Genomic DNA, 23,484 nt, shown 5'->3' with positions numbered 1-23,484 from the left:
CGAATCGCTTTGCATTCTTTTCGATAAGGAGCATGCTAAAGCCAGTAAGTGGTGTTTTCTATTGTAGAAATACTTTATTAAAAAAATATCTACAAAACATTATTTTTTTTGAGTATAGATTTAACCTCATCTTTCACCTCGCTTGAAAACTCAATGGTTATAGAATGAACAGAGTGAGTGAATTTTAGTTTGAGAATGTCTTTTTCTTCTAAATTAATTTTCTTTATATTCTTGTAAGGAACAAATTGAACCATTCTTGTTAAATTTGAAAATAAACCGGATCCTCCAGATGTACCAATTAACTCATATTGGATTCCAGAATCCGTTAAACCAACAGCTAAAGGTGATATCAATCGAGTAGCTATAATTAAAACGCCTATAATGATGATAGATCCTATAATTTCATAGTTCATGGATAGCCAAATCATTATTCCAATAACTATCACTGTGATACCTATTGAAATAAAGTGAAACTTCAATCAGTGGGGGTTTTTAGGTATTCCCCCACTGATTGTTAGTTGAACCATTCGGGGTGCTAGCGTCCGTTACTCCCACTTAAACAACTTGATATTCTCGTTGTTTTGAAGTGGGAGTCTTACGGACGGTTGCTCCGGGATAAATCTGCTTTTAGAGGTTTGTAAAGCTTTTACTTTTACGTTTTTCACTCGAGTAAGAAAAAGACTATTTAACCCAACTAAAAGTATAAACACAATAATTATTGCTACGTTATATATTGTTTCTTCCAAAAAAAAGTAATGCATAGGAACAGCTCCTTAAGATAATATTTGAATGAATATTAAAAATACTAACAAATAATCTAGAATCACCATTTCTAAGACTGAAACTAATTAATAATAACGGATCTGCTCAAGTACACAAGGTGGGATAGTAATTTGGAAATCATTAGCGATTGATTTTCAATAATAATCCTATTCCTTTCTTTAAAACCTCTTAAACTTCTTTTGCTTGTATGTCTTCATATAAAGGATATTTTTCACAAAATATGTCGGTTTTAATTTTTCGTGCAAGATAACGTAAGTATTTTAGAACGTTTGTCGAAGGTATTGTTTACTGGGTCATAATAACTATAATAATTGTTATAGTACAAATTAGATAAAGGCAAACTTATCGAAAGGTAAGGACGCAAAGCTAGGACCTAACGCTGAAAAGCTATGGCAGCCAAGTTACCAAAAATAATAGTAAACCATTTTAGGGAGGTAATTTAGCGATGCGAGAATTCTTTAAACGGATTATTAAATGCCGAATTCGAGGAATACATAAGTATAGTGTCAGTGAACATGTTTGTGTTCGATGTAATTACAATCCCCACCGAGATAGACAGTACCAAGAAACTAAGCCGTTGAAAAAAAAATAACGCCTCATTAAATAAAGTTCCTTTGGCTAAAAACAACCGTTCTTTCATCATCCTTCCATGCAATAACGGTTACATTGATGATGATTTTTACTATCAATAGATGGGGTTAATTGAAATAGATCTAAATTACCTGAAACAAAAGAATTAGTAGAGAAGCTTTAGTTGAATCGGTTTTTAGATATTAACTAGGTTTCTTGTAAGATATGCTTGTTTTAAAAAATATAAGCGTATTTGTCGAAAGTATTGCAAATAGGTAGAAAAGACTATAAATTATAATAAAGATAAAATGTTTTGAAAAAGGCAAACTTATCGAAAGGTAAGGACGCAAAGCTAGGACCTAAAGCTCAAATAGCTAAGGTAGCCCAGTTACCGAAAATATAATTTAGAAACTATTTTTGGGAGGCTACTTAGTGATGAAAGAATTTTTCAAAAAGATTATTAAATGTAGAATTAGAGGCGTGCATAAGTATACAATCAGTGATCAAGTCTGTGTTCGGTGCAATCACCGTCCAAACCATCGTTAGTAATACTTTTAAATAGCATTATATCCCTTGGTTATAAAGGCTTATAATTAAGTGATATAATGTTTTATTATTTTTTTCGGAGCAACCGTCCGTAATACTCCCACTTTAAAACAACAAAAAAGTTGTGTAATCGGACGTAACGGGTCCTAACACTTCGAAGGTTTCAAGCGCCTTTCCTTTAAGTCTAACAATTAGTGGAAAAATCTCCACCGTATAACAAAAGTCGTTGTCTATCTAAAGGATAACGGCTTTTTTTTGTAAATAACCATCTTTCCGTTCGATTTTAATTTTTAATTTTTCTGATGTATTGATATAATACCAACAAGTGACAATGTATAAAGAAGTTGTGTAAAAGGTTTAGTGAATTTTTCAGTCGACTAGTATATTAGAACTCCTCTGAACAAGTTTTTTCCGCTATCTTACGTAAAGATTGTATTTCAACAATTGGACTTTTTAGTGGCAGTGTATTCCTAGTTAATATCTAACTAATATAACAGGTATCAAACCGTCCCAATGATTGAATCTTCACTATGCTTTGAATTACTTAACTCTTATTGAACATATTAACGATAAGCAAAGTTGGAGTGTAACCGATGAAAATTTTTACTGTTTTTTTACAAGTAGTTTTTATTCATGTTTTTTTATTTCTAGCCATGGGGTTGAGGTACATCTTTTCAATTCCATTACCTACGACTATTATCGGTCTTTTTTTATTATTTTTCGCGTTATGCTTTGGAGTGGTCAAATTAGAATGGGTGGAAAAAGGAGCGAACTGGCTGATGGCCGAGTTATTATTGTTCTTTATCCCATCAGCTGTGGGAATTGTGAACTACGAGGAAATTGCTAGTTGGCAAGGAATTAATGCGATCTTGGTTATTGGTCTTGGGACTTTTATCGTGATGGGATCAACTGCCTGGATTGTGGAGCGATTCAAAGGAGCGGATCCTGTATGAATATCTTTTTCGTAACAATTTTAACGTATGGATTATACCGTTTAGCCAAATTCATCACGACGAAAGTTTCTTTTCCATTATTTCATCCGCTTTTGTTTACACCGGCGTTGATTATTTTAACAATCACCTTGTTGAACATTCCAGCAGATGATTATTTAGCAGGGGCTACTTTATTAACGCACTTACTAGGACCTGCGGTAATTGCTTTTGCAGTACCAGTGTATAAGCATTTGTCCATTTTGAAAAAATATGTTGGAAAAATAGTAATCACCGTATTGATAGGTTCGATTGTTGCGATTGTTAGTTCTTATGGATTAGCCCTTGTATTTCAATTAGAAGAGCATTTTTTAATTAGTATGTTACCACGCTCTATCACAACACCACTCGCTATGGAGGTTTCTGAAGATACAGGTGGAGTACCGGCACTAACGATTGTATTTGTCATTATTACTGGCATTTGCGGTTCGTTGATTGCTCCTAGTGTGTTTAAACTTTTTGCGATTAAGTCTCAGATGGCAAAAGGTCTAGCACTTGGTATGAGTGCCCATGCTGTTGGGACGAATAAAGCTCTTCAATATGGTGAAGAAGCCACCACATTCTCTACTTTAGCGATGGTTTTAGCTGGTGTAATTACCATTATTTTAGGAAGGGTATTTATTCCTCTTTTCTTGTGATGGATAATCGTAACAGCTAATTTGCTTGTAAAGGTAAAATTGGTTTGGTTAAAATAATCATACTAATTGAAGTTTTTTATTGAATATACTAAAGTTGAAAGCGTGAACAAGAATTTTTCAATAATGAAAAATGGGAGTGATGAGATGAAGTATAATCAACTAGGGAAAACCGATTTAAAAGTAAGTGAATTAAGTTTTGGCACATGGGCAATTGGTGGCTCATGGGGAAACACAAGTGATGAAGAAGCCCTAAAGGCACTGGAGAGAGCAATGGATGCCGGGGTGAATTTTTTTGATACGGCGGATGTTTATGGAGATGGGCATAGTGAAGAATTGTTGGCAAAAGCAACAAAAGGTAAAGAATCAGAGATCCACATTGCCTCAAAATTTTGCCGCGCAGGAGATATTCATGATCCAGCTACCTATTCTGAGGAGTCGGTAACTGCCTATCTAGAAAACTCGTTGAAAAGGTTGCAACGAGATCAATTGGATCTCTATCAGATTCATTGTCCACCATTTGAAATTTTGAAAGATGGTCGTGTATTTGAAGTGCTAGATAAATTAAAACAACAAGGAAAGATTCGCTATTATGGTGTAAGTGTTGAAACAGTAGAAGAAGGGTTGTTTTGTTTAGAAAAAGAAAATGTGAGTTCCTTACAAGTTATTTTTAACATGCTACGTCAGAAACCACTTGAAGAGTTATTTCCTACTGCGAAGCAAAAAGGGGTGGGAATTATTGCGCGTGTCCCTCTGGCAAGTGGCCTTTTAACAGGTAAGTTCACAACGGATCACCAATTTGAAACAGATGACCATCGACAGTTCAATAAAGATGGTGAGGCATTTAATGTTGGAGAAACGTTTGGTGGTTTACCTTTTGAAAAAGGTGTAGCCTTGAGTAATCAGTTAAGTTGGGTGGCAGAAGATCGAGGTAATCGAACGAGAGCAGCTTTGAAATGGATCATGCAACAAGAAGGAGTCTCCACTGTTATTCCTGGATTTAAAAACGTTCGTCAAGTCGAGGATAACCTTCAAGCAGTAGAAGTTCCTCATTTTACTCAAGATGAGTTAGAAAAAATTCGAGTATTTTATAAGAATGAAGTTCATGAGCATATTAGAGGTAGGTATTAAACTTTCACGCAGAAAAAAGAGTTCTCTTCCTAAGAAGTGAACTCTTTTACGTATTTATCCCGGAGCAACCGTAACTCCTGCTCAAACCAACGGGAGTAATGGACGCTAGCAACCCGCATGGTTCAATTAACAATCAGTGGGGAATACCTAAAAAAACACCCACTGATTGAAGTTTCACTTTATCCCGGAGCAACCTTACGTAAGACTCCCATTTCAAGATAACAAGAAAAATAAAAATAGCTTAAATGATAGTAAATCGTGGTTTCTTTTCCATTCCGAATGGTTAAGTTTTACTTTATAATTTTCGTATCACTTCATTAAACTCTGTTTGAATAGAGTTGTTAGGCTTTGCACCGAACTGGCTAACCAAGATTGCAACAATGAAGTTGAGGAAGAAAGCCGGAACAATTTCGTACATACCGAATATCTCGGCCATCTCTGCAGTTGAAAAATCGCCCCAAATGATCACTGTTATTGCTCCAACAATAATTCCTGCTAATGCACCATTTCGTGTGATTTTTTTCCAGAATAAAGAGAGAATAAGTATTGGACCAAACGCACCACCAAAACCAGCCCATGCATAACTAACAAGATCCAAAACAGAATTTTCTGGATTGGTTGCTAAAAGTGTTGCAATTAATGCAATGGTAATAACAGCAACCCGACTTACCCATACTAGCTCTTTTTGAGTTGCGTGTTTACGAAAAATAGCTTTATAAAAATCTTCTGCAACAGCCGATGAAGAAACGAGCAGCTGTGAATCAATTGTACTCATAATCGCAGATAAAATAGCCGCTAACAAAATTCCTGCAATAACTGGATCAAATAGAACCTGTGAAAAAGCAATAAAGATTTTCTCCGGATCAGCAAGCATTTGAATTCCAGCATCGTTAGTCGTCACTTGTATACCGAAATCAGACAATATGCCAATATCTTGGGTACTGATAAAAGCTAGTCCTGAAAGACCAACAAATATTGCCCCGTATAGACCAAGAATCATCCATGTCATTCCAATGAAACGGGCTTTCGGAACATCTTGTGCGGAGCGTAATGCCATAAAACGTGTAAGAATATGTGGTTGCCCAAAATAACCGAGCCCCCAAGCTAAGGAGGAAATAATCCCAATTACTCCAACTCCGGCGAGCATATTTATATGATCAGGAGATATATTACCAACCGCGTCTATTGTTGCCTCCCAACCACCGGTAATTAAAATCGCTCGAATGGGAACAATAATCAAGGCTAAAAACATCAGAATTCCTTGAATGAAATCCGTCCAACTAACTGCTAGAAACCCTCCTAAAAACGTGTAAGATACAATAACGATAGCTCCAGTCCAAAGCGCTTCACTGTATGTAAGGCCAAAGGAAGCTTCAAATAATTTTGCTCCTCCTACCATTCCTGCTGATGTGTAAAATGTGAAAAAGAGTAAAATAACAAGAGCAGAGATAATGCGTAATACGTGTGATTTGTCACGAAAACGATTTTCTAAAAAATCAGGAATCGTAATGGAATTGTTAGCAACTTCCGTATAGACACGTAAACGTTTTGCAACAAATTGCCAATTTAAATAGGCACCAAAAGAAAGTCCAACTGCAATCCATGCTTCTGCTAAACCAGAAGCATAAATTACACCTGGTAAACCGAGTAAAAGCCAACTACTCATATCAGATGCCCCTGCGCTTAGCGCGGTAACTCCAGGTCCTAGCTTCCTTCCTCCTAGCACGTAATCCGATAGATTGCTAGTCAAACGATAAGAGATAATGCCAATAAATAATAGTCCAAGTAGATAAACAATAAACGTGATCAGTGTAACGTTAGACATGGTTACTTCTCACTCCTTCGTATAAATAATGATATAGCAGATAAAATAATGAAAAGTGGCATTGGTACGAATAACCAAAACCAGGTTGCGCCTGTCAAAGCAAACTCTTCCATAAAACCCCTCCCTAATAGATTATTTACCCTTTAACATCATATCTTATATAATCAGAATATTCAATCATCGGCGCCTTTTCAGTGCCTGTCACCCGTCGAATTTTCTTTACTTACAAATGATTAATAAATCACCTTTTCTATTATAGGCGAATAAAGTATTAAGGTTATTTATAAATAGAAGATACAGGGAGATGAATGTGATGTTTTATCATACGGATCAAATGCAGTATAATGCAAAACCTGCAAGGCCAGATGCAGTTTATGCGAAAAAATTACAAGAAATTCTGGGAGGACAATTCGGGGAGATCTCTGTTGCACTACAATATCTTTTTCAAGGTTGGAATTTCCGTGGGGAGGAAAAATATCGAGATTTATTGATGGCAACTGGAACAGAGGAGTTTGCGCACGTAGAGATGCTTGCAACGATGATTGCTCGACTATTGGATAATGCTCCAGTGGGCGATCAAGAGTTAGCGGCGAAAGATCCTGTTATTGGAGCGGTGTTAGGTGGGATGAACCCACAGCACGCGATTGTTAGTGGACTAGGTGCGATGCCAGCAGATAGTGTCGGTAATCCATGGTCGGCAAGTTATATTAATGCAAGCGGAAATTTATTAGCAGATTTTCGATTGAATTTAACTTATGAATCACAGGGACGTTTACAAGCAGTGCGATTGTACGAGATGACGACAGATCCGGGTGTCAAAGACATGCTCTCTTTTCTTATCGCCCGGGATACAATGCACCAAAATCAATGGTATGCAGCGATCTGTGAATTAGAGGAAAAGGAGAATATTGTTGTACCAAGTACATTTCCACGTGCTCTGGAAAAAAGTGAGGTTGCTTATGATTTCTATGATCTTTCCGGAGGAACAGCAAGTAAAAAAGGAAGATGGGCGTCAGGAAGAAGTATGGATGGTTTAGGTGAATTTAAGTATTATCACAACCCAACTCCGTTTGGTGGTATCCCTAAATTACAACCTGCTCCTCCCCTACTTCATAATACGATGCCTTCGATGTCCCCACATGTACCACCGCATCGAGCATAGTAAGACAGGACCTGACACCACTAAATTTCGACAAAATTCGGGTGGTGACAGGCACCCGTCTCGTGGTATAATAGCTTGTCTTTATATACAGTGATGGGGGAGAGTTAAATGAAAAAGATACAGATTTTCATTTTTTTGTTGGGGATAATGTTCACTCTAGCAGGATGTGGGACGAGCAGTTCCGTTAATGATGAAGTAGAGGTTACTGGTTTTAATGATGAAGGAAAGAATGAGTTTACTGATATGGAACGAAATCAATATGATGTTCCGATCGTTTTTGAACAGGAAATCTTATCTTTGATTCAGCAAAACCTAGTGGCTGCAAATAACCGTAATGTTGATGAGTATGTAAGGCAATTAGTTGCAGACGATCAGACAGAAGAAATGATCGAATTGATTCACGCAACGTTTGATATGTATGAAGAGCTTCATTTAACATTTACTTTCGATGGAGGTTCAGTAATCTATTCGAAGGAAGACGAAGCAGTGGTGGATATAACACAACAAATTAGAACGGCAGAGTTTGATGAGTTTAATAACTATCAAAGTGATACAAATGCATTGCATTTTGTTGTAAAAGAAGATGAAGAATGGAAAATTTTCGCTAGTTACACAACAAAAAGCATATGGTTAATGGAAAACGGAGAACCGGATATAAATGGTGATGTTTTTTCTGTTGTCGATGATACGGATATTTGGGCAACAAGAGTGGAGGAAATGATTTCACAAGATCAGTTGCCAAGTGAATATTTAGAGGACCTGTAATAAATTTTTATCCCGGAGCAACCGTCCGCAGAGCTTCCACTTCAAAACAAGGAGAATATCAAGTTGTTTAAGTGGGAGTAATGGACGCTAGCACCCCGTATGGTTCAAGGGTCTTTAGGGGGCATCCTTTAGGGCTAACAATCAGTGGGGAATACCTAAAAATCATCGCTGATTGAAGTTTCATTTTATTAGAAATGTATTTTGATAAAAACGTGGCTTCCCGTGCATAATCTTTCACTTTTGGAAAAGGATAAAAGCGATAACTAGTGAAAATTTGGGAGGCATAAAAATGAAAAAAAAGCTACTATCCTTTGCAATTGTGTTAATGCTCACGATCATTGGGGTAACAACAGCCGAGGCAGGAAGAGGACATGATCAACCCGAGTTCAAAGATGTAGAACTAACTGAACAGCAGACACGAGAATTGAAAATAATGTACGAAGATTTATTTAATCAAAGAAAAGGTATTATTGAAAAGTATCAGGAATTTGGCGTCTTATCCAAAAAAGATGCGGATAAAATGAAAGAACATATCGATCAATTTGCAGAAAAACTAGAAGCAGATGGATATATCCCGAAATGGGATAAAAAGAAGAAAACTAATAATCAAGAATAGTAAAAAAGAGACTTCAGTTTAGAAAATGATAACTGAAGTCTCTTTATTTTGCATGCAACTGTTGTTAGAGCAAGTAATACTAACTGATGAATTCTAGCACTCCTAATGGAGGTGAAACTTACACTGTGAAGGTTCTTCTAAGTCATCTTTTCGAATGAAAAATTACTGAAAAAAACCTACACTCTGATTCTCAACTACTCCTCCTTTCCTGCTTACATATAATTCGTCGACTTTGTGAAGGCACAATTATTGAATTTACGATTTATTTCCTGGGCAATATTTGTCGAAGTTATCCGGGATATCCTAATATACAAGGGCATTGTTGTTGATAGTAATTTTGCAAAGAAAAAAAGATTATTAACAATATCAATAGAATACATAGCTGGTGTAAATAATTCGTTAATTAATGGTAAAAACAGTAACCGTGTTGCTTGTTTATGTTAAGGTGTTTTTGAAGAAGACAACAGAAGGGGGAATGACTTTGAAACCAGTTGAATTGATTAATATCTCAAAATCCTATGACCAAGAACAACATGTTTTAAAAGAAATTAACCTTACCATTGAAAAAGGTGAATTCTTTGTCCTTGTTGGGCCATCTGGTTCTGGAAAGAGTACATTATTGCGGATGATTGCAGGGCTAGAAGCAATAACAGATGGTAAGTTGAAGTTTAATGGTAAACTTGTAAATCATTTGCCGCCTAAAGATAGAGATTTATCTATGGTCTTTCAAAATTACGCCCTGTATCCGCACCTAAACGTGGAGCAAAATATATTGTTCGGTTTACGTGCAAAAAAAATAGCAGAAGACGAGCAAAAGCGTAGACTGATGCAAACAACAGAGATGCTCGGATTATCCGATTTTTTAAAACGAAAGCCAAAAGAATTGTCTGGCGGACAAAGACAACGCGTAGCTTTAGCAAGGTCGATAGTAAGTGAGTCACCCTTGTGTTTGATGGATGAACCACTGTCTAATTTAGATGCAAAACTTCGAGCACAGATGCGAATGGAAATCAAAAGAATACAAAAAAAGTTAGATTTGACAATGATATATGTGACTCATGATCAAGTAGAAGCTATGACAATGGGAGATCGTATTATGGTGCTTAATGATGGTGTGATTCAACAAGTAGGAGAACCGATTGAATTAAATAATGCGCCTACGAATTTATTTGTAGCTTCGTTTATTGGATCACCGAAGATGAACATTGGAAGTGCGTATATAGAAAATCATCAAATCGTAATTGAAGATACTTTACGTATTTCTGCTGATATAACAACTGTTACAGGATGGTTAAAGGAAAGAAAGTTTACTGTTGGGATACGCGCAGAACATATCAAGCAAACAACAGAGGAGCATGCAACACATCAATTAGAAGTCGTCAACGTAGAACAACTGGGTAATGAGACATTGATCACCTTTGAAATTGGAAACGTGTTATGGACAGCAAAATGGCTTGGTCAATGGTTAGTTTCTGTAGGAGATTATGTCCCTGTTTCTATATCGATGGAAAATATACATTTCTATGATACAAATACTGGAGACTTACTTAAAGCTGCTGAACAGGAGAAAGAGAGAGAAGGGATAGCACTATGAATCAACTAGCCATTCCACATGATCACTTAGAAACACTAGAACTAAAGAATACGTTAAAGAAACAAAAAATCTTACGATGGTTAAAAGGCATGTTGTTTTTAGCACCTTCTATTATCCTTTTTAGTATATTTTTATTCTACCCGTTGGCAAGATCTATTTACTTAAGCTTTTTTTTAACGAATAATACAGGCGTTCCTACCGTGTTTGTCGGATTTGAAAATTATATTAATATATTCACTTCCCCTATATTTAGAAATAGTTTACAATCTACTTTTTTATTTGTGCTTTATACAGTACCAGGTGCGATTATTATTAGTTTGTTTCTAGCTATTATTGCCAATGAGAAGTTAAAGGGGATTGGTTTTTTTCGTACCATGTTTTCTTCCACAATGGGGATATCAGTAGCGGCAGCTTCTGTATTTTGGATGTTTTTGTTTCACCCTACGATGGGGTGGCTAAATCAAATTCTTTCTTATGTAGGTGTTGATGCGATTGGTTGGTTAACAGACCCTAAGTGGGCATTGTTGTCTGTATCTATTTCAACGATTTGGATGAACATAGGTTTTACTTTCTTGATATTACTCGGTGGTCTGCAATCTATTGATCGTTATTTATATGAAAGTGCAGATATAGACGGAGCGGGGTATTTCTATCAACTACGTCGAATTACCTTGCCAATGCTATCACCAACACTATTTTTTGTAATCACAGTAGCCTTGATTAACGCCTTTCAAACATTTGGCCAAATTGATATGTTAACACGTGGAGGTCCGCAAAATCAGACCAATTTACTTGTTTACTCTATTTATCGAGAAGCATTTATGAATTATCAATACGGACCTGCTAGTGCACAAGCAATTGTCTTGTTTATCATTATTTTAATAATAACGCTGATTCAATTTAAGCTAGGTGAAAGGAAGGTGCATTATCAATGACAATGTCCCTTCGACGTAAAGTGATTTTATATTGCTTATTGGTTGTTTCTGCATTATTTTTATTTGCACCTACAATTATTGCTTTCTCTATGAGTTTTATGACCAATCAAGATATTATGACAGGAAAGATTATTCCAACTTCAATTAGCTTTGAAAATTATTTTCATGTATTTCAAAGATTTCCATTGTTAAAATATATGTTTAATAGTTTTGTTGTTTCCATTGCTATTATGCTGGGGCAATTAGCCTTAGCTAGTTTAGCAGCATATGCTTTTGTTTTTATTGAATTTAAAGGTCGAGATGTCTTGTTCTTTCTCTTTATCGCAACGATGATGGTGCCATTTGAGGCGTTAATTATTCCAAATTTTCAAACCATCCGTGATTTGGGATGGATCGATAGTTACCAAGGACTTTCTATTCCTTTTTTTGCTATGGCATTTGGAACCTTTTTGTTACGTCAAAATTTCAAACAGATACCAAAAGAATTGAAAGAGGCGAGTGAAATCGCTGGTATGGGCGACCTTAAGTTTTACTTAACAGTAGTTCTTCCCGTCGCTAGAACAAGTTTGGTGACATTAGGGGTTTATGGTTTTTTAACTTCTTGGAATATGTATTTATGGCCATTGTTAGCAACAACAGATAATGAATATCGAACGGTACAAATAGGATTGCGACAGCTGCAATCGCAAGAACAATTAAATGAATGGGGGGTAATTATGGCAGGTGCAATTATCGTTGTTATACCAACATTGATCTTATTGTTTGTCGGGCAAAAGAAATTACAGCAAGGATTAGCCGAAGGTGCTTTAAAATAAAGTCCATAACGAATTGCTGGTTCCATTTATCCCGGAGCAATCGTTCGTAAGACTCCCACTTCAAAACAAGGAGAATCACAAGTTGTTTAAGTGGGAGTAACGGACGCTAGCACTTCGAATGGTTCAAGGGCCTTTAGGTCATCCTTTAGGGCTAACAATCAGTGGGGGAATACCTAAAAACCCTCACTGATTGAAGTTTCACTTTATGTTCTTAACTATACAAAACAAGGAGCGATACGAATGAAAAAAGGAATATTATTTATTGGTATGTTTGTTTTCTTACTAATGATTGTTGGTTGTGAAGAAGGTGACGCAAGCCCAGTTCAGAACGAGAACGATGCCACGCAGACGGATGCGCAAGATCTAACAGAGGATAATGAACCGGTAGTGGTAACGTTTTGGCATGCGATGGGTGGTGCGCTAGAAGAAGCCTTAGAAGAGTTGGTTAATCATTTTAATGCAGCACAAGATGAGATCTATGTAAATGCCGAATATCAAGGTACATATGATGAGGCATTAACGAAGTTTCATAGTATTGCAGGGACAGACAACGCACCAACGATGATGCAAGTTTTTGAAATTGGTACAAAATCAATGATTAATAGTGGAGCAATTGAACCTATCCAAACTTTTATTGATCAAGATAATTATGATATGAGTAAATTAGAGGAGAATATTGTTAATTACTATAAGATAGATGATCAATTTTATTCGATGCCATTTAATTCTTCTACACCTGTCATGTATTACAACAAAGAAGCTTTTGTAAATGCAGGATTAGACCCGGATACAGCCCCTACAACATTTGAAGAAGTAGAGAAAGCAAGCAAAGCTATTGTCGATGCAAACCCGGATATGAAGGGTTTTTCATTATTAGCTTATGGTTGGTTATATGAACAGTTATTAGCAAATCAAGGTGCTTTATTGATGAATAATGATAACGGTAGAACAGCTACTCCAACAGAAGTTGGTTTTACCGAGGAACAAGGGAAATCCGTTTTTCAATGGGTAGAACGAATGATTGAGGATCAAACGTTTGCTAATTACGGAACTAGTGGAGATAACATGATTTCAGGTTTTCTTTCAGGTGATGTTGCGATGTTCATGGCATCATCTGCCAATGTAAAAAATGTGATTGATAATGCACCGTTTGAAGTGGGAGTTGGATTTATTCCATATCCGGAAAATATTGAACGTGCAGGTGTTGTGATTGGTGGTGCAAGTCTCTGGATGATGAGTGGAGTAGATGAGCATGAACAACAAGCGGCATGGGAATTTATGAAATATTTACAAACACCAGAGATCCAAGCGCAGTGGCATGTAGGAACAGGATATTTTGCCATTAACCCTGAGGCATACGAAGAACAGGTCGTACTAGATGCTTATCAAGTATTACCTCAGCTAAAAGTAACTGTGGATCAATTACAATCTACCACGCCATCGTATGCGACAGAAGGTGCTTTAATGGATATGATTCCAGAAGCTCGAAGAATCACAGAAACAGCTTTGGAGACAGTGTTTCACGGTGGCGATGTTGATCAAGCTTATCAAGATGTTGTCGATCAAATTAATGCAGCAATACAGCAAGCAAATAGAGCAAGAGGTGAGTAAAAAAATGTAAGAATTAATTGGGGGAGGTGTGCATCGACACCTTCCCTTTAAAATAATTAAGATGGAGGTTAATTTATGACAAAAATATATGGGCATCGAGGCTGGAAGGGCGCTTATCCAGAGAATACGTTATTAGGGATTGGGAAAGCAATGGAATTAGGAGTAGATGGAATTGAAATTGATGTGCACATGTCCAAAGATCATGAAATAATGATTATGCACGATGAAACGGTGGATCGAACGACAAACGGAACAGGTTATATAAAGGATTTAACAGCTCAAGAGTTGAAATTACTAAGCGCTGGAGAAGTATTTTCCTATCTTCCGAATTATCAAGCTGATTGGAACAATGAATTAATCCCCACCCTGAAAGAAGTATTAGACTTGTTAGCACCCGAGCAGACAGCACTTAATATAGAATTAAAAACATACGTATTTCCTTATCATGGTATAGAAGAGTTAATAGTAAATGCAGTAAGAAAATATGGAAGAGGAAGAAAAGTAGTTTATTCTTCCTTTCATCTACCAAGTTTAATACGCTTAAAAAAACTGGATCCTTCTGTTGAAATCGCTTGGTTACTTCACCAACCAATACCAGGAATTGATGATTATCTTGCAACGTTTCACCTGGATAGTATTCATTTGGAGCAAAACTTATATTTACAGCAAGCAAATAGCTTGAGAAAGTATCGAAATAAGACAAGAGTTTGGACGGTAAATGATAGCGAAAAAATGAAAAGATTATCTTCTTTAGAAGTAGATGCGATCATAACAGATTACCCAGATCAGGCTCTTTCTATGTTCGAAGAAAAAGCAAAGATTTTCAGCTGATAACATTAAAACATTAAAACAATCCTATGATATGTAATGTTAATGGGAAAGGAAAGTTGAACATTAAATGCCAACAGAAGCTTGTGTTCTTGTATAATGAACAAAAAACCTACATTCAAATGAAGAGTGTAGGTTTTTCTCTATTTTGATAACGGAAAAACAAATCACGAAAAAAGAAATGTCACACAAGTGTAGAGGATAGTAGTGATACCTGCTGCAATTAGAGCTGGTTTTAACTTGAACTTTGCATAATCCATTACGGTTAAATCAAGAATGTTAGCCAAGGTGTTCGTATCATCACTAAGTGGGGAAGCGAAGGCCCCAAATGATCCACTAGCAAAAACGGTTCCGATAATCAATGGTAGCGAAACATCAACAGACAATGCCAAAGATATTCCTAAAGGCATTAAGATCCCCCAAGTTCCCCAGGCAGATCCGATGAAATAAGATATTGCTGCTCCGAACAAAAACATTAATGGTGCAATAAACATTGACGGAATCCAGTCAGTGTAGGTAGTAATAAAAGCTGAAAAGCCCAAATCACTAGTGACCGCAGATAATCCCCAAACAACAGATAATAACACGATCACCGACATCAAGTCATTCCCGCCAATAATAAAGGCATTGATCAAGTTCCCTAACTGAAAACGCTGAAATCGATAGAAGATGATCGATAAAAACATCGTAATCACAACGGCCACGACCATTGCTTCTAGTACATCAGCGTGAATAAATGCTTCAAAAAAGTCATACCCCTCGCTTTGTCCATCCCACCATGTTAAAAACAATGTAAAACCAATAACTAGTACGATAGGCAATAACAGATTAAAAGGTTTGCTCGGTAAATCTTTATGAACAGCGGGATGACATTCATGCCAGTCACTCGTTGAATCATCCTGTGGGTCTTCGATTTTTGTTGGTGCATCCGTGTGCGAAGGATGGAAAAAACTTAAATAGATACCAAGTAAGATAATAACGATCGCAAAAAAATTAAATGGAATACTTTGAATGAACAGTCGATAAGGATCTATGTCAACGCCACTAGATTCTGTAGAGATTTGAATCACAGACACCATGTATCCTACAAAAGCAGTTGCTACGGGTATTAAAACAATGATTGGTGTTGCAGTTGTTTCAATAACAAATCCAAGTTCTTTTGTTGACATTTTGACTTTTTTTAATAATGCTTTCATAATTGGCGCAATCGTCACAAATCGAAAAGTAGGTGCACTAAAGGTACCGATCGTTGAGATATAGGTAAGAATCAGCGCTTGTTTTTTTGTCGTGATTTTTTCCGCGGATTTTTCAACAAACCCTTTAATACCACCAGTCATTTTCATCATGCCAGTTAAACCTGAGAAAACATAAAGGAAAACAATTATTTTAATATTATTTTCATCAATGAGTGCTTGCACGACATACGTAAGCATCATTTGTATTCCACCAATAATATGTGGTGATATTAAGTAAGAGCCAACTAGCAAGCCCAAAATCAAACCTGGTAGTACTTGTTTTGTAATCATCGCTACAGGTATAACAATTAAAAAAGGAAGGATAGATAGCCAACTTGGTTCCAAAATATCTCCACCATTCTAAAAAGTGATCTCTTTAGAATGTGGAGTTTTCCCATGAATTATGTGTGGTCACACCGAAAAATTTTTCCCTCTCGATTCAGCAGTTAAGCATTACCAAGAGAATCTAGAAGAAGCTGTCAGGTACTGGCTCGCGTACAGATAATTCTGTTATTAAGGCAGCACACTTGGGAAGTGGTTGTTTGTGGTTCTGTCGGATTTTCTCTATTTTTACTCTGTTAGTGCTTCCAATGAAGTATTGATTTTCTCATAAAGATCATCGATAACGGAAAAGTCTGTTGCAGTTAGATAAATGTTCTTTAATTGATCATCAAGGTCTTTTGCTTCTTGTAAATAATTGATTCCTTCTTTCATTCGTTGTTTATACCTTTTCGTTACAGATTGAATTTCGATTTCGTATCTTTCGTCCGTACCAGGGGATACAGTCTTCTCATACAAATCAATAATTTCATCGCCATGCCGATTTGGGAAATATTCATGTGGGTCCGTGCTATCAAACACGCAAATGCCAAGTTCTCGAATAATTACCATGTCGATGCTGTCTGGATCAAAGCCACAGTGGTACATCTCTACATTAAAATTTCTTTCCTCAGCAGTAGTTGCGATTTTTTTCAATAAGGTAGATTTCCCTGTCCCTGCACGTCCTTTGATAAAAAAGCGTTTGGACAATCCATCTGTAATATTGGGAATAAAATCGATGACTCCTTCTGGCGTTGAAGCACCAAAAAAACGATGTTTTATCTCTGATTTCTTCGATTCACTTTGTTTGCCAAGGAAGATCTTATTATTTAATTCGTTCGTAAGTTCGTTTGCTTTACTAAAATTCATTTCTTTAATGTAGATATCTTCTAAATCATCATGAATTCGCAGTCCTTTTTTAAATGAATCATAAGCCAATTGAATAACCTCTTTCTTTTGACTTTCTAAGGCTAATATAGCTTCTCGGTGATTTATCAATAAAGATGTATTCCAAGCGCTTCCTAAATTCATATATTGTTCGATCGCTCCAATTGCTTTTGGTTGAATGTGATAAGGAGTGGAACCGTCAACAATTGCCCACTTAACTTGTGGGAATATGATGCCATCATAAGACTCGTTGTTCGATGCGCTATGAATGATTTCCAAGTCAAACCCTTTGCTTCCCCAAGTATCAGCCAGTTTCTCCATAATTTTAGACTTTGCATTATCAGGCCCGCTTTGCAAAATAATGATGTGATTCATTCCTTGCAAATTTGATTCCATCAGGTCATAAAAACCTTTTGCTGTATTTCCACCAGCGTAATAATTTATTGTTTTTCCAGTCATGACAAACGCCCCTTTGAAAGATGATCTAACTTAGCTTATGTTGGGATTATTTGATGGGTGCATGCCTGGAAATTCAAAATTCATCTTTCCCTAATTGATTTCTCGGTCGTATGGCGCATTAGAAAGAAGAATAGCTATTGCTCCTTACTTGCAAAAATAAAACCATAAAAAATGCGCACTAGTCAGGAGACTGTACGCAAATACTAAAAAATAGTCAAGCCCTAATTAGTTAACTTAAGGTTTTCTACTAAGACCTAAAGTCAGTGCGTTTAATTCATCAACGAGATTGTTTAAAGAATTGGCAATTACGTTGATATTGTCGACAGATTTTACTTGTTTCTCGGATACTTTGGCTGCATGATCGCTACTTGTAGCCGTTTGTTGAGCGACATTAGTCATTTCCTTTACAGAGGTCAATACTTGGTCAGATCCAGCAGATAATTGTTCAGATATCGCAGCTGTTTCATGGATCTGTTTATAAACGTCTTCCGTTGCTACAATAATTCGTTCAAAAAGATCTCCGGTTTGATTCACTAATGCAATTCCTTCTTTAACCTCAATAGAGCCAGATTGCATAGATTTTGTTGCACTATCTGTGTCTGCTTGAATTTCTCTAACTAAATTCCCAACCTTTTCAACCGACTGTTCTGATTGCTCTGCTAGTTTTCTAACCTCATCGGCAACGACAGCAAAACCTTTCCCTGATTCACCAGCTCGAGCCGCTTCAATCGCCGCATTTAACGCCAGTAAGTTAGTTTGTGCAGAAATTTCAGAGATTACGGAAATGATTTCTGTAATCTCAAATGAACGTTTTTCTAAATTGGTAACGACGTTGGATAATTCTTCAAAAGCATGTGAAATAGTATCTATTTGATGAATCGTTTTTTGAACCGTGCTTTTCCCTCGATTTGCTTCTTCGGTTGTTTGACTGGAAGCTTCTACAACAAAAGAAGCACTCGTTGCAATTTGCTCCACGCCTTTTGCCATTTCTTCTAGCAATGCTTCACTGTCATTTGCCATGTTACGTTGATTATTTGCACCAGTGGCCATTTGTTGTATGGTTGCCGTTATTTCGCTACTCATTACCTGTGACTCTTGTGAACTGTCATTTAAGTGATGAACCGTATCGAGTACTTTTCCACTTGTATTTTTTAATTGCCCGATCATTTCATTAATTGTGGAAGTACTCTTTTCGTTCTCTGCTTGTAATAATGCCACATGTTTTTGCTTTGCATGAATTTGCCATATCGTAGCTCCAGCAGTAATGCCTAAGAATATGGCATGAATTAATATCATGGTAAAAGTATATTCATGTACTCCAAAAACAAAAACGGTGAATGCTGGAATGATAAATCCGAGAACGTGTTGCAATACAAAAATTCCAGTCATTAATAAGATCAATTGAATTTTTTCATAGTATGCTAAAATTGCCACTGCCATAAACAGGGCGAAGTGGTATTCAACCATACCGGCACCACCGGAAATGGTGCTAATGCTCGCAAAAGTTAACGTCAAAGTAACCAATAATGGGATGAGTCTGTGATCTTTTTTTCTAAGAAAACAAAAAATTGTGCCAGCCAGAAGTAGAATTGGTACACTAGCAATAATTACGGAAACAAAATTATAATAATCTGGAAAGTGGATATGTCCATGCATCGGAATAATTATTTCAAAATGGTGAAGTGCTTGTACAAGCAATGAGATTAGGACAACAGTAGTAGTAAGGACGAGCATTAACTTATTTTTATTCAATTTATATCATTCCCTTTCTGAGATGTCTTTTTAGGGTTACTCCTGAAATTCTAAAGGCCTTTCTTGTTATTTCGACATTTTTCGCCAAATGTGAATAGGTAATTATAAAATTTTGGCATCAAATATTTTTGAAGCTATATTTTTAATAGGATATAGTATTTTTTAAGTTCGACATTTTTCGCGACAGAAATAAAAAACGATCTACCAGTTAAGGATAAAGATCGATTATTGATGTTCCTTATATTTTTGTAGATCGTTTTGAAGAAATTCTAGTAACGCGTCTTGTCGTGTTTGTAAATATGTACAGGGTAGTTGACCAATCGGTACAGCGGGAATCGTATCTTGGCATAAAGTACATTGTTCATGTGACTGAAAAAAATGCTTAACTGCTAAAGGAAAGAATGCAGTACTGTTTCCAACCAAAAATTGAAATCTTTGATCTTTTATTGTGAAAAAAATTTGATAACCATTAAAATCCCCAGATTCCTTAATCGAAATATCTTTGATTATTGAAGGGTGAAAGTATTGATTCTGCATTAGCCGATTATCTTCCTTTCGAAATTAGTTGAAACGCATATGCTGTAATTTTACCAGTTCTTATTGATAGGAACAATTAAAAAATAGTAAAAACTTAGTTGAAGATTATTGGTTGAATGATTCCTTCACCTTTGCTCATACTAGAATTTATCCCGGAGTAACGGACGGCTAGCACCTCGAATGGTTCAGCTAGTGGGGGATAGCTAAAAACCCCCCACTGATTGAAGTTTCACTTTATCAAACATTTACTATTTCGCAGAAAGGATGCGAGCATGGAATTACAACTTTTAGAAGTTTATATACCAAATGATAAGCTAGAACACTTTCAAAAAGAGATCGAAAACTTTTCGATTTTGTCTCAATGGCGTGCTCGTATCTCTGAACAAGAACAAGTGTTTAAATTGCTAATTGAAAAACAACATGCAGAAGGTGTGTTAAATTTTTTAGAAACAGAGGCATCGTACGATACGAAAACAAGGGCACTTCTTTATAATATTTCCACCTATATTCCACATATAGAGGAAGAAGAGGAAGAACCCAGTCAGGAGGAGAAGCAGGCAGAGATTACAAGAGCGAGTAGACATGAACTATATAACGTCGTTAACTCTTCTAGTCATTTAACGGTTAATTTCAAATGGATGTTAGTACTGTCTGCCATTGTTGCGACAACAGGGATTGTAAAAGATAGTGCTGCAGTCGTTATTGGAGCGATGGTTATAGCTCCATTGATCGGCCCGTTTACTTCGCTTGCATTTTCAGCCTTGTTAGGTGATTATAAATTAATGCGCCGGTCAGTTAGTACCGCACTTTTTGGTATTGTTGTTCCACTTGCGATAGCTGCTGTATTTGGATTTGTTTTTGAAATCCCACTAGATAGTGAAGAATTTTTGGCAAGAACGAATGTTGAAATGATGGATATCATTCTTGCATTAGCAGCAGGAGCAGCAGGAGCACTATCTTTTGCCAAAAGAGTTTCTGAGGCATTGGTCGGTGTTATGGTGTCGGTTGCTTTATTACCTCCAACCATTGTACTCGGCATGTTAGTAGGTGCTGGGGAATGGCAGACTATACTAACACCGTTCTTGTTATTGTTAGTGAATGTCCATGCAATCTTGTTGTCAGCAATTATTGTATTTTGGTTAACAGGAATTAAACCCGTCAATTGGCAGGAGATTCAGGCTGCGAACACCTCGAGGAAAATGGCGTTATTTTTTGTAGCAATGGTTATTATTATCTTGGGTGTCGTTATTTATTTTATTTCTTTTTGAAAAAAAAAGACAAGCTCTAATGTGAAAATGTGAGCTTGCTTTTCGTTTCTCTGTTAACAAATATCAAACATTTCAATGTTTTCTTGTAATTGATCTGCAATTGTAGCAAGTTCTTTCGATGCTTGTGTAATGTCTTGCATCATTGCTTTCTGTTCTTTACCAGAGTTAGCAATTTGCTCTGTATTGGAAACCGATTTCTCAGCAATAGATGTAATTTCATCTACTTCCGCAACAATATTTTTCATTTGTTCAATAATTGTTACAAAATCTTTTGATAATGTATTCAGTTGTTTTGACGTATCAGATGTGGTTGCAGAAATGGTAGTAAAAGCTTCATTGGTTTGGTTCATATAATCAATTCCACTTTCGACCGTAGATTGTCCTTTGGCAGTGATATCTACCGATTGCTGTGCTTCCTGTTGGATTTCTCCAATTAAGCTAGCTACTTGTTCTGTAGCACTTCCAGTTTCAGAAGCTAGTTTTCGTACCTCTTCTGCAACAACCGAAAATCCTTTTCCGTGTTCACCGGCACGTGCTGCTTCAATAGAAGCATTCAATGCAAGTAGATTTGTTTGTTCAGAGATTGAAGTAATTAACGAAACAATTTGATCAATCTTTTTTGCTTTGTTGTTTAAACTGTTCGTGATGGTACTAATGTCCGCGGTGTTATCGCGAATTTGGTTGATTTGTTCGATCGTTTGACCAACGATTTTACTGCCAGATTGAGATAGTTGATCAGCGTGATTGGATGCAGAGGTTGCATCTTTAATTTGTGTTGTAATCGTGTCAATCTGACTTGCAATCGTGGTAAGATTTTGATTGGCTCTATGTGTGTATTCCGATTGTTCGTCCACACCGCTTGCCACTTCTTGAATCGCTTTGTTCACCCGATCTGTTGATGCATTTGTATCCTCTGCACTAGCAAATAACTGTTCAGAAGTTGCAGCAATTTGTTGGGCTGTTGAGGCGACATGTTGGATAACTTGACGTAACTTACTTACCATTTGATTGGTATCGGTAGAAAGTCTTCCTAGTTCATCTTTACTTTTAATATTAAGCGGTTCTAGATTCAGTTTACCGTCAGCAACTTGATTAACCTGTTTACTGATGGGTTTGATTGGCTTGATAATGCTACGTACAAAAATGATGGTTATGATCGCAGCCAAAAAGGGTAAAAGTAAGCTGATGATGATTGTGGGCTTTGTCATTTCCCATGTGCGGTCAGTAACGATGGAACCTTCAAAATCAATTGCATTAATTGCGATTACTTCATTTTGTGGATTATGATCACGGAAAATTGGTGCATAGCCAGTTACTCGGGACATTCCACCAAATTCATAAACATCTGTATAATAGCTATGGCCTTGCATGATATGGTGAATCGCTTCATCATCAAGCGGGAAAAAATCCCCGCTAGATATGCCTTGTTCCTTTAAATGACTGTCCGCAGCTAATACTTCTCCCTCTAAAGATAAAATATAATGGGTTTCAAAGATTTCTTTTAAATTTATCGTCCATTCTATCTCTTCTTCAATTTGTGCTAAGTATGTATCATTTCCGTTTGCTAATTGCAAAAGTGCATCAGGATCAATGATCCCTGTTGTGATGTTTGCACATCCTGTTAATTCCACACCAGCTGCTTGTAAAACTTGACGGTAACTTGAACGATAATTAATAATGGCCAGAACACTAATACTAAGAAAAACGATAATGGTAACAATTGCCGTGATTTTCTGCGTAACGCTAATTTTCATAAAGCCACCCTTTTCTTCCTATTTAAATAGTTTCTTCAAGTATATTCTCATAACCCACATTTGACAAGTTTTGTTTTAAATTGTCGAATGTAAATTTTTCGTAAACGTACCACGCCGATTGTATAAACTGTTGGGTGTGAATCTAGGTTTAAGTAGGCGTTTCAGCAAGGTGCAGCCCTTTTTTTGGATCAACCTAGGTGTGTGTGTGGTCGTTTCGACGAGGTTAGGTGCATTTTCTGCCCTCAACCTAAGCGAGATCAGCAATCTTGACGAGGTTAGCGTTATCTCCTGCCCTGAATCTAGGTGAAATGAAAAACTCGATTTAAAGAAGTTACAGTATTTTTTGATGCCCACCTTCACATAAACATCATTAAAGTGAGAAAAAATCATTTACCACACTGTTTGTGTCTACAGTGTATTAAATGGTTTTGATACAAAAAACCTCACACCAATATTTATGGTGTGAGG

At 36.6% G+C, this 23,484-nt stretch carries 19 protein-coding genes and 2 riboswitches; of the genes, 12 read left to right on the top strand and 7 right to left on the bottom strand.

The features are described 5' to 3' along the window. Positions 1-89: 89 nt before the first annotated feature. Positions 90-446: a hypothetical protein gene (locus OWO01_RS11310; protein ID WP_268780575.1), complete on the bottom strand. Its 357-nt coding sequence runs from the start codon at positions 444-446 to the stop codon at positions 90-92. Between the two features lie 662 nt (positions 447-1,108). Further along, positions 1,109-1,192, top strand: a riboswitch (cyclic di-GMP riboswitch). Positions 1,193-1,664: 472 nt separating this feature from the next. After that, a riboswitch (cyclic di-GMP riboswitch) is annotated at positions 1,665-1,749 on the top strand. 743 nt (positions 1,750-2,492) lie between these two features. Here OWO01_RS11310 and OWO01_RS11305 point away from each other — a divergent pair. The 3 genes from OWO01_RS11305 to OWO01_RS11295 all read left to right on the top strand — a co-directional run bounded on the left by OWO01_RS11305 (position 2,493) and on the right by OWO01_RS11295 (position 4,654). Next, positions 2,493-2,852, top strand: coding sequence for a CidA/LrgA family protein (locus OWO01_RS11305; RefSeq protein ID WP_268780574.1), 360 nt, complete (start codon positions 2,493-2,495; stop codon positions 2,850-2,852). Beyond that, the gene (locus tag OWO01_RS11300) at positions 2,849-3,526 is read left to right on the top strand and encodes an LrgB family protein (RefSeq protein WP_268780573.1); all 678 of its coding nucleotides are present in this window, start codon (positions 2,849-2,851) and stop codon (positions 3,524-3,526) included. Before OWO01_RS11305 ends, OWO01_RS11300 begins: the two co-directional genes overlap by 4 nt. 144 nt (positions 3,527-3,670) lie before the next feature. Beyond that, positions 3,671-4,654 carry an aldo/keto reductase gene (locus OWO01_RS11295; protein WP_268780572.1) on the top strand — a complete coding sequence of 328 codons (984 nt, stop codon included), beginning with the start codon at positions 3,671-3,673 and terminating at the stop codon, positions 4,652-4,654. 295 nt (positions 4,655-4,949) lie between these two features. On the opposite strand, the gene putP is transcribed toward OWO01_RS11295, so the two are convergent. Then, positions 4,950-6,479 (bottom strand): sodium/proline symporter PutP, encoded by a 1,530-nt coding sequence (gene putP / locus OWO01_RS11290; protein WP_268780571.1) that lies wholly within the window; start codon positions 6,477-6,479, stop codon positions 4,950-4,952. 313 nt (positions 6,480-6,792) lie between these two features. Between putP and OWO01_RS11285 the strand changes: the two genes are divergently transcribed. The 8 genes from OWO01_RS11285 (at position 6,793) to OWO01_RS11250 (ending at position 14,808) form a co-directional block, all read left to right on the top strand. Then, on the top strand, positions 6,793-7,641 hold the full coding sequence (locus OWO01_RS11285) for a manganese catalase (protein WP_268780570.1): 849 nt from the start codon (positions 6,793-6,795) through the stop codon (positions 7,639-7,641). A 108-nt stretch (positions 7,642-7,749) separates the two neighbouring features. Beyond that, positions 7,750-8,406 carry an LptM family lipoprotein gene (locus OWO01_RS11280; protein WP_268780569.1) on the top strand — a complete coding sequence of 219 codons (657 nt, stop codon included), beginning with the start codon at positions 7,750-7,752 and terminating at the stop codon, positions 8,404-8,406. A 289-nt stretch (positions 8,407-8,695) separates the two neighbouring features. Then, positions 8,696-9,022: a DUF2680 domain-containing protein gene (locus tag OWO01_RS11275; RefSeq protein WP_268780568.1), complete on the top strand. Its 327-nt coding sequence runs from the start codon at positions 8,696-8,698 to the stop codon at positions 9,020-9,022. Between the two features lie 481 nt (positions 9,023-9,503). After that, positions 9,504-10,616, top strand: a complete 1,113-nt coding sequence (locus tag OWO01_RS11270) for an ABC transporter ATP-binding protein (RefSeq protein WP_268780567.1) — start codon at positions 9,504-9,506, stop codon at positions 10,614-10,616. Next, positions 10,613-11,551 (top strand): carbohydrate ABC transporter permease, encoded by a 939-nt coding sequence (locus OWO01_RS11265; RefSeq protein WP_268780566.1) that lies wholly within the window; start codon positions 10,613-10,615, stop codon positions 11,549-11,551. Before OWO01_RS11270 ends, OWO01_RS11265 begins: the two co-directional genes overlap by 4 nt. Continuing rightward, positions 11,548-12,366 (top strand): carbohydrate ABC transporter permease, encoded by an 819-nt coding sequence (locus tag OWO01_RS11260; RefSeq protein WP_268780565.1) that lies wholly within the window; start codon positions 11,548-11,550, stop codon positions 12,364-12,366. Before OWO01_RS11265 ends, OWO01_RS11260 begins: the two co-directional genes overlap by 4 nt. Before the next feature lie 240 nt (positions 12,367-12,606). Continuing rightward, entirely contained in the window at positions 12,607-13,977 is a 1,371-nt protein-coding gene (locus OWO01_RS11255; RefSeq protein WP_268780564.1) for an ABC transporter substrate-binding protein, read from the top strand. Positions 13,978-14,052: 75 nt separating this feature from the next. Then, positions 14,053-14,808 (top strand): glycerophosphodiester phosphodiesterase, encoded by a 756-nt coding sequence (locus OWO01_RS11250; protein WP_268780563.1) that lies wholly within the window; start codon positions 14,053-14,055, stop codon positions 14,806-14,808. A gap of 164 nt (positions 14,809-14,972) precedes the next feature. Here OWO01_RS11250 and OWO01_RS11245 read toward each other — a convergent pair whose 3' ends face one another. The 4 genes from OWO01_RS11245 to OWO01_RS11230 all read right to left on the bottom strand — a co-directional run bounded on the left by OWO01_RS11245 (position 14,973) and on the right by OWO01_RS11230 (position 19,994). Continuing rightward, positions 14,973-16,385: a Na+/H+ antiporter NhaC family protein gene (locus tag OWO01_RS11245; protein ID WP_268780562.1), complete on the bottom strand. Its 1,413-nt coding sequence runs from the start codon at positions 16,383-16,385 to the stop codon at positions 14,973-14,975. A gap of 225 nt (positions 16,386-16,610) precedes the next feature. After that, positions 16,611-17,705, bottom strand: coding sequence for a PRK06851 family protein (locus OWO01_RS11240; protein WP_268780561.1), 1,095 nt, complete (start codon positions 17,703-17,705; stop codon positions 16,611-16,613). A 234-nt stretch (positions 17,706-17,939) separates the two neighbouring features. Next, the gene (locus OWO01_RS11235) at positions 17,940-19,457 is read right to left on the bottom strand and encodes a methyl-accepting chemotaxis protein (protein ID WP_268780560.1); all 1,518 of its coding nucleotides are present in this window, start codon (positions 19,455-19,457) and stop codon (positions 17,940-17,942) included. Positions 19,458-19,682: 225 nt separating this feature from the next. After that, complete coding sequence (locus OWO01_RS11230) at positions 19,683-19,994, bottom strand: hypothetical protein (protein ID WP_268780559.1); 312 nt, start codon at positions 19,992-19,994, stop codon at positions 19,683-19,685. A 272-nt stretch (positions 19,995-20,266) separates the two neighbouring features. Here OWO01_RS11230 and OWO01_RS11225 point away from each other — a divergent pair, with 272 nt between their 5' ends. Continuing rightward, complete coding sequence (locus OWO01_RS11225) at positions 20,267-21,262, top strand: TIGR00341 family protein (protein ID WP_268780558.1); 996 nt, start codon at positions 20,267-20,269, stop codon at positions 21,260-21,262. A 53-nt stretch (positions 21,263-21,315) separates the two neighbouring features. Here the strand turns inward: OWO01_RS11225 and OWO01_RS11220 are convergent, their stop codons facing one another. Further along, positions 21,316-23,016, bottom strand: a complete 1,701-nt coding sequence (locus tag OWO01_RS11220; RefSeq protein WP_268780557.1) for a methyl-accepting chemotaxis protein — start codon at positions 23,014-23,016, stop codon at positions 21,316-21,318. Positions 23,017-23,484: the final 468 nt, after the last annotated feature.

Origin of the sequence: Natronobacillus azotifigens (genome assembly GCF_026805325.1) — a bacterium.
GTDB lineage: Bacteria > Bacillota > Bacilli > Bacillales > Amphibacillaceae > Natronobacillus > Natronobacillus azotifigens.
The sequence above is the reverse complement of the archived record's forward strand: the minus strand, read 5'-3'. Positions and strand labels throughout refer to the sequence as shown.

Excerpts from the sequence above, each read along its gene's own strand:
- OWO01_RS11255 (WP_268780564.1), top strand. The coding sequence starts at position 12,607 with ATGAAAAAAGGAATATTATTTATTGGTATGTTTGTTTTCTTACTAATG.
- putP (WP_268780571.1), bottom strand. The coding sequence starts at position 6,479 with ATGTCTAACGTTACACTGATCACGTTTATTGTTTATCTACTTGGACTA.
- OWO01_RS11300 (WP_268780573.1), top strand. The coding sequence starts at position 2,849 with ATGAATATCTTTTTCGTAACAATTTTAACGTATGGATTATACCGTTTA.
- OWO01_RS11240 (WP_268780561.1), bottom strand. The coding sequence starts at position 17,705 with ATGACTGGAAAAACAATAAATTATTACGCTGGTGGAAATACAGCAAAA.
- OWO01_RS11225 (WP_268780558.1), top strand. The coding sequence starts at position 20,267 with ATGGAATTACAACTTTTAGAAGTTTATATACCAAATGATAAGCTAGAA.
- OWO01_RS11295 (WP_268780572.1), top strand. The coding sequence starts at position 3,671 with ATGAAGTATAATCAACTAGGGAAAACCGATTTAAAAGTAAGTGAATTA.
- OWO01_RS11220 (WP_268780557.1), bottom strand. The coding sequence starts at position 23,016 with ATGAAAATTAGCGTTACGCAGAAAATCACGGCAATTGTTACCATTATC.
- OWO01_RS11265 (WP_268780566.1), top strand. The coding sequence starts at position 10,613 with ATGAATCAACTAGCCATTCCACATGATCACTTAGAAACACTAGAACTA.
- OWO01_RS11275 (WP_268780568.1), top strand. The coding sequence starts at position 8,696 with ATGAAAAAAAAGCTACTATCCTTTGCAATTGTGTTAATGCTCACGATC.
- OWO01_RS11305 (WP_268780574.1), top strand. The coding sequence starts at position 2,493 with ATGAAAATTTTTACTGTTTTTTTACAAGTAGTTTTTATTCATGTTTTT.
- OWO01_RS11250 (WP_268780563.1), top strand. The coding sequence starts at position 14,053 with ATGACAAAAATATATGGGCATCGAGGCTGGAAGGGCGCTTATCCAGAG.
- OWO01_RS11260 (WP_268780565.1), top strand. The coding sequence starts at position 11,548 with ATGACAATGTCCCTTCGACGTAAAGTGATTTTATATTGCTTATTGGTT.
- OWO01_RS11280 (WP_268780569.1), top strand. The coding sequence starts at position 7,750 with ATGAAAAAGATACAGATTTTCATTTTTTTGTTGGGGATAATGTTCACT.
- OWO01_RS11285 (WP_268780570.1), top strand. The coding sequence starts at position 6,793 with ATGTTTTATCATACGGATCAAATGCAGTATAATGCAAAACCTGCAAGG.
- OWO01_RS11230 (WP_268780559.1), bottom strand. The coding sequence starts at position 19,994 with ATGCAGAATCAATACTTTCACCCTTCAATAATCAAAGATATTTCGATT.